A 16,811-nucleotide genomic window follows, 5' to 3' on the forward strand; every position below is an offset into this window, starting at 1 on the left:
CACTACCTCACCTTCGACCGCTGGAACCGCTGCCGCTGCCGCTGTCGGAGCCGTTGAATCCGGAACGCAACGAGTTGCTGTTCTCGACCGCGATCTCTTCGGCGGCGTGGAAGGACTTCGCGGTCGCGATCGTGTTCTCGGCCGTGTGCGTGAACGCCTCCACCAATGTCACGCCCAGTTCGTCGAGCATCTCGATCATGGGGACGAGGTCCTTCTCGGCCGCTTGTGCTATCTCGTCCCCCTCGCCCCAGGGCCTCCCCAGGGCTTCCCGCTGGATCCTGAGGTTCGCGAACGTCTTCCGGGTGAGGTCGGCGGGTTCGTACAGTGCCGCCGCCACCCGGGCCATCTCACCGGGAGAGACCTTGAGTCTCTCCTGCTCCGCTGCCATGTCTGATTCCTTCTCCTGTCGGGGATGCTGTCATCCGTGGGTTCGTTTTCGGGGCCCCTCTCCTGACGAGCCCGAACGGTGGCACGGAAAGGAGTTCCCGAGTCACGACCTGACCGGATCACCGAAGTCTGTCAGTCGTCGGACTCGTCTGAGGACTCGTCGTCGGAATCCCTGTCGGAGTCGTCTTCCGAGCTTCCTTCCGATCCGCTCCCACTCCCACTCCCGTACGAGTTCGTCGAGCCTCCGGAGCCGAAGATCATAGCGAGCTGCTGGGCGTCGAGTTTCTGGTCCTCCTCCAGCATGAGGAATTCCACGGCCGTTTCGGTGAGGTTGTCCGAGATCGTGATCATCTCCTTCTCGATGGAGACGAGGATTCCGTAGATCTCGCTGAGCCTGAGATTCACCTTCGTAGCGAGGTCCGCCGCAGGTTCGAGAATCGCGCCGTTTCCAAGAAGGATGTGGTCCTTCTTGGTGTCCTCGTACTCGCTCATATCCTCAAGGGCCGTTCCGACCTTGTTCTTGATGTTGGCCACGAAGGTCTCGTTGAACTCCTTGACCTGGGAGAAGTCGATCTTGACGACTTCTCCTTCGCTTCTTCCGTTGGAGCCGTCGCCCGATCCCTTGTCGTCGCCCTCGCCGTCTTTTCCGTCCTTGTCGTCTCCCTTGTCGTCGCCCTCGCCGTCTTTTCCGTCCTTGTCGTCTCCCTTGTCGTCGCCCTCGCCGTCTTTTCCGTCCTTGTCGTCTCCCTTGTCGTCCTCCTCGCCGTCTTTTCCGTCCTTGTCGTCTCCCTTGTCGTCCTCCTCGCCTTCTTTGTTGTCTCCTTCGCTTCTTCCGATGGAGCCGCCGCCCGATCCCTTGTCGTCGCCCTCGCCGGCCTTGTTGTCCGGTTCTTCCTCGCCCTGGGTTCCGTCTCCGCCGTTGGCGACGAACTGGGTGGCGGGGGTGTGCGGAAACGGGGTCCCGGAGTTGCCGTTCGAGCTTCCGGAGTGGGTCCCCCGCTCGTTCGGTGAAACGGTGACCTTACCGGTCTCAGGATCGACCTCGACCTGTCCGTCACCGGCTTCGACTCCGACCGCTCCTTCCGTGGGATTGGCGGTGACGGTCCCTTCGGGGCGTTTGACCGTGACCATACCGGTTTCGGGGTCGACGGTGACCAGGGCGTCGCCGGGCCCCAGGTCGACGTCCCCATCCCCGCTGTCTCCCGGCTCGGAACCGGTCTTCAGGTCTTCGGGGTCACCGATGGTGAGCAGGCCGGTGTCCGGATCGATCGCCACGGGACCGTCCCCCGAGTCGAGGGTGACCTCACCGGTGGTCGGATCGATGGACACCGTACCGTCGGCGTGATCGACGGTGATCTTGCCGGTGTCGGGATCGATGGTGATCCGGCCGGTTGTATCACCGGGCTCGTTGCCCTCGGGAGTGATCGTGACCCGCCCGGTTTCGGGATCGATCGCGACCTTCCCGTTGCCCGGATCGAGGGAGACCTTGCCGTCACCGTGATCGAGATCGACTCTGCCGGTTTCGGGGTCGATGGTGACCCGGCCGGTTCCCGGAGCCGCCTCCGTCACGGTCTGGGGGACGCTTTCGGTTTGGGGGCGGAGGAGGTTGGTGCCGGTTTCGGTGGGGGTGTCGGCTTTCGGGGTGTTGCCGGTGTCAGTACCGGTTTCGGTGGGGGTGTCGGTCTGGGGGACGCTTTCGGTCTGGGGGCGGAGGGGGGTGGTGCTGGCGGGGGTGTTGGTCTGGGGGACGTTTTCGGTTTGGGGGCGGAGGAGGTTGGTGCCGGTTTCGGTGGGGGTGTCGGCCTTCGGGGCGTTGCCGGTGTCGGTGCCGGTTTCGATGGGGGTGTTGGTCTGGGGGACGTTTTCGGTTTGGGGGCGGAGGAGGTTGGTGCCGGTTTCGGTGGGGGTGTCGGCTTTCGGGGTGTTGCCGGTGTCGGTGCCGGTTTCGGTGGGGGTGTTGGTCTGGGGGACGTTTTCGGTTTGGGGGCGGAGGGGGGCGGTGCTGGTGGGGGTGTCGGTCTGGGGGACGCTTTCGGTCTGGGGGCGGAGGGGGGCGGTGCTGGCGGGGATGTTGGTCTGGGGGACGCTTTCGGTCTGGGGGCGGAGGAGGTTGGTGCCGGTGTCGGTGTCGGTGGGGGTGTTGGCCTTCGGGGCGTTGTCGGTGCCGCCGGGAGTATGGGGCCGGGAGAGATCGTTGCCCGTGCCCGCGTCGGTCCCGGTGTCGGTGTCCTGCTGTTCGCTCGGTGAGGTGCCTCCGCCCGCTTCCTCACCGTGCCCGTTGCCGGAGTAGGTGACGGTGATGTCACCGGTCTCGGGATCGAAACTGATCTGGCCGTCGCCCAGTTCGACGCTGACCGCGCCGCTGTCGGGATTGATGCCGATCCTGCCGTTGGCGTGGTCGAGGGTGATCAGGCCGGTCTCCGGGGCAACGGTGACCAGGGCGTCACCCGGTTCGAGGCCGAGTCGCTCACTCCCGGAACCGTCTTCCGAACCGGAGGGCTGCTCCTCGAAGGAGCCGACGGTGAGCAGGCCGGTGTCGGGATCGATCGAGAGCGGGGAGTCGCCGGGGTCGAGGTTGATCTCGCCGGTGGTTGGGTCGAGGGTGACCGTGCCGCCCTCGTAGCCGATGGTGACCAGGCCGGTCTCGGGATCGACCGTGATCTGACCGGGAGGAGCGGACTCGGCCGTGGCCGACCCCACCGACGTGTCCTCTTCGGAGGCATCGGGAACGGCGGTGACCTCACCGGTCTCGGAGTCGACGTCGACCGTTCCGGGTCCGGGGTCGAGCGAGACGGTCCCGTTGTCGTGCTCGACGGTGACCTCGCCGGTCTCGGGGTCGACCCGGACCTGTTCTCCCGGAGATTCGGTCTCTCCGCCCCCGCCACCGGATTTCACCGGAACCGCTGGCTGACCGGGGGTGGAGGCCGCGATCAACGATTCGGGCTCGCCTCTGTACTCCCCAGCCGGAACGGTCCCCTGAGCCGGATGCAGGGCTCTGGCGAAGATCGAAGCCGTGTCCATGCCCTCGACGGTCGGGGACGAGGAGAACTGCCTGGGCTCCAGGCTGTACGGGTTCTCCTTCACCGTCCCCGGGGCCGGCTCCCAGTCGTTGCCCCCTCCGCCGCCGCCACCGGCCGTGTCGCTTCCGCCCTGCTGGCCGCCGGTCGACCTGACCACCTGCTTGTTCGGGTACGGCTTGAAGGCGCCGCCCTGCTCGACCTCGACCACCGCGACGGGCTCGATCGGTTCGGTCTCCAGCACGTTCGCTCTGACCAGACCGGTGTCCGAGTCGACGGCCACCTCGCGGCCGCCGGTGTCCAGCACGACGATTCCCCCGCCGTGGTCGATACGGGCCAGGCCGGTCTCCGGATCGAAGTCGACAGAGGAGGCGGCGACAGGCCCCACACCGGACACCGTTCGGAGGACGTTGCGGGAGGCTTCCGCCCCCTCGCCGTCCGACGACTGCGGGACAGGGGGAATCCGGCTGTCGGTCATGGTCGGCTCCTTGACTGTCTACGGGCTACAGGTGATCGCTGTCACCGGGCGCGTTCATGCCCGGAAGGAAGGGAAGATCGAACTTGCCGAGCATCTGACTCGGGTTGAACCGGCCGCTCATGACCTCGTTGAGGTCGATCCCCTCGGGGGCGAACTGCCCGTAGACCTTCGCCACGCGTGCGGCCATCTGGTCGCGCGCGCGTTCGACCACGTCCATGATCGCCGTCGCGAGTTCCGCGGGAGCCATCTGCCGGTACTTCTGAGTGTGGAACTTCAGCTCAGTCAGTTCCCCCCTGACGTTCACCTTCGCGCCCACCAGGCGATCCTTGGACACGGCCTCTTCTGTTGCCGACTCCAGGCTTGCGCTTGCCCGCTCGAACTCCTCCATCTTCCTGCGAAGTTGTGCGAGAGCCTGTTCCGCCTGCTCGGGAATCGATGTGCTCACGGATGCTTCCCTTCTTCTCCTCACCGGGCGTCGGGCGGCCGAGAACGGACTTCCGGTCCCTGCCGGAGGTTCCCCAGACACGTTCGTCCTCGGACAACCACGTCGAGCGGTTGCGTTCCTGGTTGTTCTGGTTGCCCGCCACCGGAGGCATCATCGGCGGCATGCCGCCCATGCCCGGCTGGGCTCCCGCACCGGCGCCACCGGGAGCCCCCGGGACGACGGTCGAGGAGGGCGGAGGGACCATGAATCCGCCGCTGCCGGCGGACCCGGCCGCACGGTTCAGCGTCTCGGGGGTCGTGAACAGCGACGAGCGGTCGCCCGCACCGGAACCGCTGTCCGCACCGCTCGGAATACTGATGCCGGAACCACTTCCCGGACCCACCGTCGAGTACGACGGGGTCGGGAGGCCGCTCCCTGATCCGCCGCTCCCGCCGTAGTTGGGAGTCTCCAGTGGAGGAAGGTCGTAGTCGGGCAGCCCGTTGAGCCCGCCGGTGCCGGGGCCGCCGGTGGTGATGGGCCGACCGGTCTCGGGATCGACGGGCAGGCCGGTGATCGGATCCACCGGATAGGGCTTGCCCGTATCCGGGTCCAGGGCCATCGGCAGTCCGGTGTCGGGGTCGTAGGGCATGCCGGTGACCGGGTCGATGGGGTAGGGGGTGCCGGTGTCGGGGTCGACGAGGACCGGGAGTCCGGTGTCGGGGTCGTAGGGCAGTCCGGTCTGCGGGTCGACGGGGAAGGGCTGTCCGGTGTCGGGGTCGATGGGCAGTCCGGTGTCGGGGTCGAGGGAGAGCCCGCCGGTGCCGGGGCTGCCGGTGGTGATGGGCTGGCCGGTGATCGGGTCGATCGGCAGCGGCTTGCCCGTGTCCGGATCGACGATCAGCCCGGTCTGCGGGTCGATGGGGTAGGGGGTGCCGGTATCGGGGTCGACGAGGACCGGGAGTCCGGTGTCGGGGTCGTAGGGCAGTCCGGTCTGCGGGTCGACGGGGAAGGGCTGTCCGGTGTCGGGGTCGATGGGCAGTCCGGTGTCGGGGTCGAGGGAGAGCCCGCCGGTGCCGGGGCCGCTGGTGGTGATGGGCTGGCCGGTGATCGGGTCGATCGGCAGCGGCTTGCCCGTGTCCGGGTCCAGGGCGATGGGCAGTCCGGTGTCGGAGTCGTAGGGCAGCCCGGTCTGCGGGTCGATGGGGAAGGGGGTGCCGGTATCGGGGTCGACGAGGACCGGGAGTCCGGTGTCGGGGTCGTAGGGCAGTCCGGTCTGCGGGTCGACGGGGAAGGGCTGTCCGGTGTCGGGGTCGATGGGCAGTCCGGTGTCGGGGTCGAGGGAGAGCCCGCCGGTGCCGGGGCCGCTGGTGGTGATGGGCTGGCCGGTGATCGGGTCGATCGGCAGCGGCTTGCCCGTGTCCGGGTCCAGGGCGATGGGCAGTCCGGTGTCGGAGTCGTAGGGCAGCCCGGTGACCGGATCGACCGGGAAGGGCTGCCCGGTGTCGGGGTCGATGGGCAGACCCGTCGCGGGGTCGCGGGTGAGTGGCCTGCCGTTGGAACCCGTGAAGCGCGGAACCCCGGAACCGCCGCCGGGACCGCCGACGGTGGTGGGCGGCGGGAGGAACCCGCCGTCGATGCCTCCGGTGCCGGGACCGCCGACGGTGGTGGGCGGTGGTACGTCGAGGCCGCCTCCGGTACCGAGCCCGTCGGTGCCGGGAGGCGGAAGGAGTCCGCCTCCGGAGCCCGGTCCACCGAGGGTGGTGGTGGGCGGGAGATCGCCGAGTCCGCCTCCGGAGCCCGGCCCGCCGAGGGTGGTGGTGGGCGGGAGATTACCGAGTCCGCCTCCGGAGCCCGGCCCGCCGAGGGTGGTGGTGGGCGGGAGATCGCCGAGTCCGCCTCCGGAGCCCGGCCCGCCGATTCCCGGACCGGGAATGTTCACCGGCGGCAGGTCGCCGCTGCCTCCACCACCGCCGGGGCCGCTGACGGTGGTGGGCGGCGGCAGGTCCGACGTGTCGAACTCGGGGGTCTCGAAGTTGAACTCGGGTGTCTCGAAGTTGAGGTCGGGGATGTCGAGGTTGAGGTCGCCCGCTCCCGGCCCGCCGGGGCCGTTGAGGCCGGTGTTCCCGGGGCCGCTGAACCCGGGGAGGTTCTTGCCCGTGGGATTGGTGATCGGTCTGATGTCCGTCGCGATGTCCGTGTACACCTCGGACATCACGTCGTACAGGCGGTTCGCGGCGTTGATCACCGGCTGGAGGCCCAGATTCCAGCGTCGGTGCAGTTCGGCGTTGACCCCGGCGTCCGTGATGCTGTCCCCGATGATCCCCCACGCGCCGTCCGCGTAGTTGATCTCGAACTGGTCCCGGGCCGTGTTGAACCGCTGGGTGCCGTTGCTCTGGTGGTTGTACCAGTCGTAGATGATCTTGTGGATCGAGGTGTAGGGGCCGTTGGCCCGCGCGTCGATCGCGTCGGCCAGGTCCGCGATCGCGGGGATGATCCTGGGACGGATGTTGTTGACCGCGTTGTGGAACCGGTCCAGTTGGGTGCTCAGGTTCTCCAGCCGGCTGCCCAGGTTGAACAGGTGGTTGGCGAACATGTTCGCCGCGTTGCCCTGGATGGGGGCGTCCTTGTCGAACAGTGTGTGGACCTTCTTCAGCAGCAGTTCCTGCTGTTCCAGGAAGAAGTCGTCCATCTTCGCGATCACTGCGGCGATCTTCCAGTGCGTGCTGGTCGCGTAGGAGGTCGACTCTACGGAGGTTCCCACCACGGCGACGTTGCGCAGGTCGATGAGCCCGCTGTTGAACTTGTACTCGGGTGACTCCGCGCCCTCCCAGAGCTGCGTCTCGATCTTGTACCCGGCGTAGTCGATCTTCGTGGAGGTGTAGGGGACGATGATCTGGCCGCCGGTGACGGCCTGGGTCGTGTAGCCGCTGGTCGTCTCCCTCCAGTCCCACCAGATGTCGATGTTCTCGAAGTCGAAGCCCTTGATGATGTGGTCGGTCTCGGCGAAGTGGTAGCGCCCGTGGGTGAGCCAGGGCTTCCCGGTGATCTCGTCGACCGAGGGCATGGGAGGATGCGCTCCTCCTCCGTCCTTGTCCGCGAAGATGTTCATGATCTCGTGGAGCGCGGGCATCTGCTCCTCCTCACGGGATCCTGCCGCCGCCTGCCGGGCTGGGTCTGCTCGTCGTTCACCCCCGCGCGGCCGGGGCGGAGCCGTCGACGGCTCCGCCCCGGCGGGCGGGCGATCGGTCCGCTACTGGATCGCGGACCAGTCCATGGCCTTCCGGTTGTCGGTGTAGGCGTAGTTGTTGCGGATCGTTTGCAGGGTGGTCTCCGCCTGGCCGAGGAGCCTGCGCATGTCCTCGACGTTCATCCGCCACTGCTTGACCTTGGCCTCGTACTGGTCGGCGGTCTGACCGATGAAGTCCTGCTTGACCGCCTGGATCTTCATGTCCAGGTCCTCGATCGCCTTCGCGACCCTGTCGGTCTGCTGCCGCAGGGTCAGGGTCGTGTCGTCGACCCCCTGGTATTTGACGTCAAAGCCGTCGCTCACGGATCTTCCTTTCGGGGAGGGGGAACGGGCGGTTGCTCCGGGGGCGGGTTCCGCGGGTCACTGCGGCGTGGTTCTCCGGTGGACCGGACCGTCGCGGGAGAAGGGGGTCAGCCTGCCTGGTTCGGGTTGAGGTCCTTGAGCCAGCTCGAACCCATGACGGTGTTCTCGTCCTCCATCGCGATCATGGCGCGTTCCGTGCCGCCGAACAGTTCGATCATGTTGTTCATGTCGTTGGTGATGAGCCGCAGCTCCTCCAGCCACAGGATCAGCGCGTCGTCGTAGGTGCTGGACGCGTGGCCCGTCCAGTTCATCCGGAGGAAGTCGCGGGCGTAGTCGATCTGGGTGTAGACCGTGCTGCAGGTCCCGTGAGCCTCCGTCATCGCGTCTTTGGCGAGTTGGTTGGCCCGCTCGGTATTCCTCATGTTGCTCGACATTCGCCTGGCTCCTTTCGAGGATTCGGTCGGTCTAGCCTGGGCATTCGGTGTTCTCCGCCCGTGTGGACGGCGTGACCGGAAGGGCCGCCGCCCCGGGATCCAGCAGGGGCCCGGTCGGGAGGAGCCTCAGCAGTGAGGTGGGGACGGGGGCGGCCGCCGCGGGGTCGTAGCCGAGGGTCCCCAGCACGGAGGCGTTCGGGACCGGGTACTTCGCCGCCGCGTCGGTCACCAGGTAGTAGGTCGGGTCACCGGAGGTCCCGCCCGCGGGGCGGGCCGCGACCAGTCCTCCGCCGCCCGAGGGGATGCCCACCAGGTCGGGGGTGGGGCAGCCCGGAGCGACCGAGGGCGTCTCCTGGACCGGCCAGGCCGAGATGGCGTCGACGGCCTGGGTGGTCAGCGCGAGGCCGCCGTCCCCGGTGAGCTGCAGGCACGGGACCGCGAGATCGGTGGGGAACAGGTCGGGGGGACTCCCGGGCAGGGCGGTGTCGTCGGCGGTCCGCGTCTGCCCGTCGTCGGCCAGGTGGTCCCGGACGTCCCCGGCGGCGATCTCGACGGCGACGGGGGAGTTCTCCCCGTAGGCGTCCCTGGTGTCCGGATGGGCCAGCAGCAGCCGGGACTCGGTGGCGGTGAGCGGCACGAGACCGTCGCGGGTCAGCAGGTAGTGCTGCCTGTCCCGCTCCCCGTCCCCCGCGACGACGAAGACCTGGCCGACCGCGGTCGGCCGGTTCGCCAGTGTCGGACCGGCCTCGCCCCTGCCCGCCACCTCGCGGGCGGCCAGATCCGGAGCGGCCGGAACCGACTCCAGGAACGCCTCCGTCACCTCGAGCGCCGCGGTGGTTCCGTAGCCCAGCGCCTCCAGCGCCCCGTTCTCGGTGTCCAGCCGCATCCGGGCGCCGCGCCACAGCAGGTGGTGTTCGCCGTCGGGGGTGGCCGCCAGCACGGCCAGATCGTGCGGCAGAGCCTCCAGAGGCGGCCCGTCGGTGATGGTCAGGGCGGTGCGGGCGGGAAGGTCGTCGGTGGGCGGGACCGCGCACAGCCGCCACACCCGCGACTCCGGACTCCCCGCGTCCGGCAGGGAGTCGGGGGCGCCGGTGATGCCGACCGGTCCGCCCTTCGGAACGCCTTCGAGCGAGGCCGCCGACACCGAGCGGACGCTCAACTGGTCGCCCTGGATGAGCTTGGCCGACGCGAAGTTGGCGACCGGCCGCAGCATCCCGTCGGAGTACAGGTAGGTCGCCCCGGTCTCCTTCTCCACGATGAGGCTGCCCTCCTGCCGCCAGGTGCTGGCCCCACCGGGGAAGATCAGCCCGAACACCAGGAAACCGACGCACAGCAGCGCGGCGATGACCAGGCCGATGAGGTTACCGGTGCGGGTGCGCCGCATGGGGGCGTCCACCGCGTCCGGGTCCCCCTCCAGCATGGCGGTGCTCAACCGGCGCACCATGAAGGTGTGCGCCTGTACCCGGTCCCGACGCGACTGCATGCTCAGCCGCCGATCGCCCGTAGCGCGGAGAAGACCCCGAACTGCGCCAGTACCAGTGAGGCCACCGCGACGGTGATCACCGACTGGGTGATCTCCGCCGCGCGGCCCCAGTGCGGCAGCGGACGTCTGCCGGGCAGCGTCCACGACACGATCGCCAGGCAGGCGGTCAGCGCGTACAGGCCCAGCAGGCCGAGCAGCCGCCACAGCGGGGCGGCCTCCCAGACGCTGCCGAGGAACAGCCAGGCCAGTCCGACACACGGCGGGGCGACCATGGCCACCCGCTGCCAGGCGCTGGTCAGGCCCCTGCTCTGCAGCAGCATCACCAGCGACAGCACCACGCACAGCGTCACCGGCACCCAGCCCTCGGTGGAGGCCAGCACGAGCAGGCAGATCGCCAGCACCGCCCCCGTCGACACGAACAGCGCGGTCTGGTACCGGTCGGCCAGCGCGGCCTGGTCGAGGACACCGCGCGCCGGGTACGGGTCGATGTCCTCCTGGAGTTGCTCGGGGGTGGAGGGCAGCGTGGGCAGCCGCAGGCCCGAGAAGCGGAAGGCGAGCTGAGGGGTGAAGGTCCCCGTCAGCAGGGCGAGCAGCCCCACCAGCCCCGCGCAGGCGGGAACGGTGGCGCCGGGAAGGAGCAGCAGCGTCAGACCGCCGACCACGCCGAAGATCTGGACGACAAGAAGCCCCGTGAAGAACGGCACGGCCCCGGCGACCGCGGCCAGTCCCAGGACCGCCGCTCCGGCGCCCGCCGTGCTCCCGGCCAGGAGACGGGCCGCCAGCAGGGCGTCCCCCGGCTCGCCGACCGGCACGGCCGCGCCCGCGACCGCCATGTAGAGCGCCGCGGCCCCGGCGAATCCGGTCGCCGCGGGCAGGTCGCCCATCGCGCGGGACGACGACCAGGCCGCCAGCAGCATCAGCACCGCCGACGCGGCCCCGACCAGGGCGACGAGTCCGCCGGTGCCGCTCAGAACGAGCGCGGCCAGGCCGACCAGCAGGCCCCCCAGCCCCAGCGCCTGCAGGAGGAGGCGGGTGTGGGTGGGGCGCCACCGGTCCGGGCGCTCGGCCATGCCGGTGGCGACGCCGTCGATGAGGTCGTCGAAGTGGATCGGCGGCAACTGGTCGCGGCGGGGACGCAGGTAGAGCGTCTCGCCGTGCACCAGGCCCAACGAGCTGATCGTCTCCTCCTCGTCGAGGGCCTCGCCGCCGAGCGGCTGGAGCACCCAGCCGTCGTGCTCGAGACCGCTCTCGTCGAGGTCGCCCCCCTCGTCCCCCTCCGCGTACAGCACGAAGGTGGGAATGAGCTCCGAGAGAGGCACGTCACAGGGAGCCGCGATCTCGAAGGAGCGCTCAGGGGCTCGAATCAGAAGACGGCACAGATCAGTGGCCGTGGAATCGCTCATCCGGTCGCCTACTCATTGCAGGGAGGAAGACCACAGGTCGGAAGTTTCGCTGAACGTTAACACCATCGCGGGTGGTTGGGCTATCGGGCACTTATTACATTGATCCGTACGGAATCCTGGTGTAGCAGGAGACATTCCACAGAATGCCTGTTTCAGCGCGTCCACTAGATGAAGATCACATGTTCTTTCCTTTCCGGACCAGCAGCCCGGCGGGGCCGCAGGAGGAGACCACCCCTTGAGCACGATCCTCATACGCAGACCCCCGAGACGGCCGGGCCCCGACATGCCGTCGGGGGAGCTGAGTCTCCAGGAGCCGCCGGAACTGCCCGAGATGCAGTCCAGCGTCTCCTCGGTGTTCATGTACCTGCCGATGGCGATGACGTCGATGGCCATGTTGATGCTGTTCATCCGGCCCGGCACCGGTGGAGCGTCCTCGGTCATGCCCTACATCGCCGGTGGCATGATGCTCGTCGGCGCGGTTGTCATGCTCTGCGGGCAGTACCTGCGCACCATTATCGAGCGCAGCCAGAAACTGAGCGGAGAAAGGCGCGATTACCTGCGCTATCTCAAACAGAGCAGAGTTCGGTTGCGTGAGGTCATCACCGAGCAGCGCGACGCCATGCTGTGGCGTGCGCCCGCACCCGAGGCCCTGTGGTCGATCGTGCGGACCTCCCGGTTGTGGGAGCGCCGGGTCACCGACGACGACTTCGCCGAGGTGCGGTTGGCGGTCGGCGAGCAGGCCATGGGGATGACCATCTCCCCGCTGTCCACCAAACCCGTCGAGGACCTGGAACCGCTGAGCGCGCACGCCCTGCGCCGCTTCATCAGGGCCTACGCCACGGTCGGGGACCAGCCCATCTCCGTCTACCTGCGCGGCTACGCGCGCGTCTCGCTGCGGGGCGACGCCGCGGCGTGCCGGGCGATGGTCCGGGCGATCATCGGCCAGTTGGCCGTCTTCCACACGCACGACGAGCTGCGGATCACGGCCTGCGTGTCGGACGAGCGGCACGCCGACTGGTCCTGGCTCAAGTGGCTGCCGCACACCCAGCACCCCAGCGAGCGCGACGGCGCCGGGCCGGTGCGGCTCATGGCGGCGGACGCGGTGGAACTGGAGCGGCTCATCGGCGACGACCTGGCCGACCGCCCCCGGTTCGACCCGGCGGCCACCCCGAACCGGGAGGAGCCGTTCACCGTCATCGTCGTCGACGGCGGCCAGGTCCCCGTCGGGTCGCGCTTCACCGGCGGAGGCTACCGCAACGCCGTCGTCATCGACGTGTTCGACCCGCTCCCGCCCGAACACGAGCCCTACACCCTGTCCCTGCGGGTCAACCCCGACCTGCTGGAGGTCCTCTCCGAGGATCACAGCGGACGCGACGTCGCCACCCCGCTGGGCCGCCCCGACGCGCTGACCCTGGAACGCGCCGCGAGCCTGGCCCGCCTGCTCGCGCCCTACCGCGTCAGTGTGGCCACCGAGGTCACCGAACCCCTCACCACCGACTTCGAGCTGACCACCCTGCTCGGCATCCCCGACCTGCACCAGCACGGCGTCACCGAGTACTGGGACGAACTGCGGCCCGAGAACCGGCTGCGCGTCCCCATCGGGATGACGGCCAACGGGGCGCCCCTGGAACTGGACCTGAAGGAGTCCGCCCTGGGCGGCATGGGCCCGCACGGCATGCTGATCGGCGCGACCGGCTCGGGCAAGAGCGAACTGCTGCGCACGCTCGTCCTCGCGCTCGCGCTCACCCACTCCCCGGAGACGCTCAACTTCGTCCTCGTGGACTTCAAGGGCGGCGCCACCTTCATCGGCCTGGACCGGCTCCAGCACACCTCGGCGCTGATCACCAACCTCGCCGAGGAGGCCACGCTCGTGGAGCGCATGCAGGACGCGCTGCACGGCGAACTCGTCCGCCGCCAGGAGCACCTGCGCACGGCGGGCAACTTCACCAACATCCACGAGTACCAGAAGGCCTACCACGCGGCGCCGGGCACCCTGGAACCGATGCCCACGCTGTTCGTGGTGGTCGACGAGTTCAGCGAACTGCTCGCCGCGCACCGCGACTTCATGGACCTGTTCGTCATGATCGGCCGCCTGGGCCGCAGCCTGGGCGTGCACCTGCTGCTGGCCTCCCAGCGCCTGGACGAGGGCCGCATGCACCAGTTGGAGAGCCACCTGTCCTACCGGATCGGCCTGCGCACCTTCTCCGCCATCGAGAGCCGGGGCGTCCTCGGCGTCCCCGACGCCCACCAGTTGCCCCCCGCGCCCGGCAACGGCTACCTCAAGAGCGACACCGAGACCCTGACCCGGTTCAAGGCCGCCTACGTCTCCGGGCCGTACCGGGTCAGGAGCCGCGGCAGGAGGCAGCTCACCACGGTCGGCGAGGTCGTGCCCTTCGCGAGCGGGTACGTGGCGAGCCGCGCGCCCGAGCCCGAGGTCGAGCCGGAGCCGGAGGAGAACGAGAGCACCGCGAGCCTGCTGGAGACGGCCCTCGACCGGCTGCGCGGCCAGGGCATGCCCGCGCGCGAGGTGTGGCTGCCGCCGCTGGGCACGCCGCCGCTGCTGGACGAGCTCATGGCGATGACCGGCGTCTTCCTGCCCCCGGGCGGGGTGGCGTGGACGGAGCACAGCAGACTCACCGTCGCGCTGGGAATCGTCGACCGGCCCTTCGAGCAGTTGCGGCTGCCGCTGCGGGCCGACCTCGCCGGGGCGGGCGGCCACGTCGGGATCGCGGGCGGCCCGCAGAGCGGCAAGAGCACCCTGCTGGCCTCCCTCATCCTGTCCCTGGCGCTCACCAACACCCCCCAGCAGGCGCAGTTCTACTGCATCGACTGCGGCGGCGGCGTGCTCCAGGCACTGAGCAGGCTGCCGCACGTGGGCAGCGTCGTCGGCCGCATGGACGCCCGCCGCATCACCCGCACCGTCATGGAGATCGGCGAGATCCTGGACCAGCGGGAGACGTTCTTCGCCGAGCACGGCATCGACTCGATGAACACCTACCGCCGCCGCCGGGCGGAGGGGGAGTTCGCCGACCACCGGTACGGCGACGTGTTCCTCGTCATCGACGGCTGGGCCACCATCCGCCAGGACTTCATGGACCTGGTCGCCCCCATCCTCCAGCTCGTGCAGCGGGGCCTCAACTACGGCGTGCACGTCGTCGTGGCCTCCCCCCGCTGGGCGGACTTCCACTCGGGGGTGCGCGACCTGATGGCCACCCGCTTCGAGCTGCGGATGGGCGACCCCGTCGACTCGATGATCAACATGCGCAAGGCGCAGACCGTGCCCCGGGTGGCGGGTCGGGGTCTCACCGAGGACAAGTACCACTTCCTCACCGGGCTGCCCCGCGCGGACGGCGACGCCGACCCGGTCACCGTGTCCGCGGGCATGAACGAACTCGTCGACCGGATCACCGCGGCCTGGGGTGACCGGCCGCAGGCCCCGCCGGTGCGCACGCTGCCCGCGAAGCTGTACGCGTCGGAGCTGCCGCCCGCCGAACTCACCGACAACGGCGCCCTGCGGGTTCCGCTGGGACTGGAGAGCAGGCGGATGCAGCCGTTCTGGCACGACTTCTCCGCCACCCCGCACCTCATCGCCGTCGGCGACACCGAGACCGGCAAGACGACGCTGCTGCGCCACATCACCAACGCGATCCGCGAGCACTACGACTCGACCACCGCGCGGGTCGTGCTCGTGGACCAGCGCCGCGAGCTCTACGACGCCGTCCCCGAGCAGATGAAGCTGGGCTACGCGGTGTCGGCGGACAGCGCGCGGGAGATGATGGTCGCGGCGGCCGAGGCGATGAAGGTCCGGCTGCCCGGACCGGACATCACCCCCGACCGCATCCGCCGACGGGACTGGTGGACCGGTCCGGAGCTGTTCATCGTCGTCGACGACCTGGAACTGGTCTCGGGCAGCGGTCCCGGCGGCGGACCGCTGGCACCGCTGCTGCCGCTGCTCTCCCAGGGCGCGGAGATCGGCATGCACCTGATCGTGGTGCACGCCGCGGGCGGCTTCGGGCGGGCCTCGATGGACCCGGTCATCCGCTCGCTCATCGACTCCAACACGCCCAGCATCATGCTGTCCACGCCGCCGTCGGAGGGCATGCTCTTCGGCAACATCCGCGCCCAGAAGCTGCCGCCGGGACGCGCGATCTGGATCGCGCGCCGCGACCCCATCGAGGTGCAGCTCGCCATCGCCGAAGGCGCCGAGGAGCGGGACTGAGCCGCGGCGTCGGCGCGGTGCCCCGGCGCTGACGGAGAAGGATTCCGTCAGCGCCGGGAGGGCCGGGAAACGCGCCGGTCGGCGCTCAGGGGCCGTCGGAGGTGATCGGCTCGCCCGGGGCGGCCGGACGCCACCGGCGCGCCCGCCCCCTGCGGACGACCAGCCCGGCCAGGACGCACAGCACGATCACGAATCCGGCGACGCCCACCACGGCGGCCGTCGACGTCGTCTCCACCGAACCCCGGGAGGAGGGGTCGGGCACGAACCCCTCACCCGGCACGGTGTTCGCGGAGCCGCCCGGACTGCCGGTCACGGCGGCCAGCGGATCGACGCGGCCGTGCCCGCGGAGCGGGTCGTCGGCTCCCAGAGGTGAGGGGTAGGCGGTGGTCAGCAGCCGCTCGCGGACCTGCGCGGGGGTGAGTTCGGGCTCGCCGGAGCGGACCAGCGCGGCGGCTCCGGCGACGAAGGCCGCGGCCACACCGTCGCCCCCGCTCACGAAGTGCCCGTCGTCTCCCGGGCCCACGCTCAGCACCCGGTCACCAGGGGCGTGCAGGTCAACGCGGGCGAAGCCGCCCTTCTCGCCTTCGCCGTCCTCCTCGTCGCCGGAGAGCGGTACGGGTTCGCTCAGCACGGGCTCGCCGGTCGTCTGGTGCGCGGCCACGCTCAGCACCGAGGAGTGCTGCGCCGGATGCCCCGGCAGGGTTCCCTCCGGACCCAGCGCGGTGGCCGGTGCGACGACCAGCGCCCCCGCCTCCTCCGCGGCCGACACCGCCTCGTCCAGGTCCTCAGACCCCTCCCACGCGGCCGTACCCACCAGGATCACGTCCGCGCCCGAGGACGTCGCGGACCTGATGGAGGCGGCCAGGTCGGCCGCCGTGGTGACACCGGTCTGCGGGGCGCCGGTGGCGACGGCGACCACCTCGGCCTCCGGGGCCACGCCGACGAATCCGCTGCCGGGGACCGGACGGGCGGCGACGATCCCCGACAGGAAGGTGCCGAACCCCAGGCAGTCGGACCCGCCACCCTCGACGGCCCCGTCCAGCGCGGGCGTGCCGCCGTCCACCGCCGTGGCGAGGACGGCGACGGTGACGCCCTTCCCCCGGTTCAGCCGGTGGACCTCGGCGAGCCCCAGCGTGTTGTGCGTCCACGGGGTCTCCTCCACGACGCTGCTCTCGGCTGCCACACAGCCGTGGTCAGCCGATTTCAACGGATTGACCTGCGGAAGCGCCGTGGGCATCGCGGCGGAGGCGGACGGGGAGGTCGAGGGGGAGGGGGTGGCGTCGGCGTTCGCCGGGGCCACGGGAATGAGGGCCAGGGACGCGGTGACGGCCCAGACCCGCAGCAGAGGTCGGCCACGTGAGGTGAGGCGCGGCGGCGCCGACCGGTCCCTCATCGGCAGGTTCCCTTCCAGGTCTC

10 protein-coding genes are annotated in these 16,811 nt (G+C 69.9%); 1 reads left to right on the top strand and 9 read right to left on the bottom strand.

The window, feature by feature from the left end; genetic code table 11:
* Positions 1–7: 7 nt before the first annotated feature.
* The 8 genes from NI17_RS22575 to eccD form a co-directional block, all read right to left on the bottom strand.
* Positions 8–388 carry a hypothetical protein gene (locus tag NI17_RS22575; protein WP_068694127.1) on the bottom strand — a complete coding sequence of 127 codons (381 nt, stop codon included), beginning with the start codon at positions 386–388 and terminating at the stop codon, positions 8–10.
* Positions 389–519: 131 nt separating this feature from the next.
* Positions 520–3,882 (bottom strand): hypothetical protein, encoded by a 3,363-nt coding sequence (locus NI17_RS22580; protein WP_243597569.1) that lies wholly within the window; start codon positions 3,880–3,882, stop codon positions 520–522.
* 25 nt (positions 3,883–3,907) lie between these two features.
* Positions 3,908–4,270 (bottom strand): YbaB/EbfC family nucleoid-associated protein, encoded by a 363-nt coding sequence (locus tag NI17_RS22585; RefSeq protein ID WP_084012892.1) that lies wholly within the window; start codon positions 4,268–4,270, stop codon positions 3,908–3,910.
* On the bottom strand, positions 4,161–7,436 hold the full coding sequence (locus tag NI17_RS22590; protein ID WP_243597570.1) for a hypothetical protein: 3,276 nt from the start codon (positions 7,434–7,436) through the stop codon (positions 4,161–4,163). The genes NI17_RS22585 and NI17_RS22590 overlap by 110 nt, the downstream gene beginning before the upstream one ends.
* Positions 7,437–7,556: 120 nt before the next feature.
* Entirely contained in the window at positions 7,557–7,856 is a 300-nt protein-coding gene (locus NI17_RS22595; RefSeq protein WP_068694120.1) for a WXG100 family type VII secretion target, read from the bottom strand.
* Positions 7,857–7,963: 107 nt separating this feature from the next.
* Positions 7,964–8,290 (bottom strand): hypothetical protein, encoded by a 327-nt coding sequence (locus tag NI17_RS22600; protein WP_068694118.1) that lies wholly within the window; start codon positions 8,288–8,290, stop codon positions 7,964–7,966.
* Between the two features lie 31 nt (positions 8,291–8,321).
* The gene (gene eccB / locus NI17_RS22605; protein ID WP_068694116.1) at positions 8,322–9,773 is read right to left on the bottom strand and encodes a type VII secretion protein EccB; all 1,452 of its coding nucleotides are present in this window, start codon (positions 9,771–9,773) and stop codon (positions 8,322–8,324) included.
* 2 nt (positions 9,774–9,775) lie between these two features.
* Positions 9,776–11,176: a type VII secretion integral membrane protein EccD gene (eccD, locus tag NI17_RS22610; RefSeq protein WP_068694114.1), complete on the bottom strand. Its 1,401-nt coding sequence runs from the start codon at positions 11,174–11,176 to the stop codon at positions 9,776–9,778.
* 235 nt (positions 11,177–11,411) lie between these two features.
* Here eccD and eccCa point away from each other — a divergent pair, with 235 nt between their 5' ends.
* Entirely contained in the window at positions 11,412–15,395 is a 3,984-nt protein-coding gene (eccCa, locus tag NI17_RS22615; protein ID WP_119267958.1) for a type VII secretion protein EccCa, read from the top strand.
* 85 nt (positions 15,396–15,480) lie between these two features.
* Here the strand turns inward: eccCa and NI17_RS22620 are convergent, their stop codons facing one another.
* Positions 15,481–16,788, bottom strand: a complete 1,308-nt coding sequence (locus NI17_RS22620; RefSeq protein ID WP_234402165.1) for a S8 family serine peptidase — start codon at positions 16,786–16,788, stop codon at positions 15,481–15,483.
* Between the last annotated feature and the right edge of the window lie 23 nt (positions 16,789–16,811).

The sequence above is a fragment of the Thermobifida halotolerans genome (assembly GCF_003574835.2).
GTDB classification, from domain to species: Bacteria; Actinomycetota; Actinomycetes; order Streptosporangiales; family Streptosporangiaceae; genus Thermobifida; species Thermobifida halotolerans.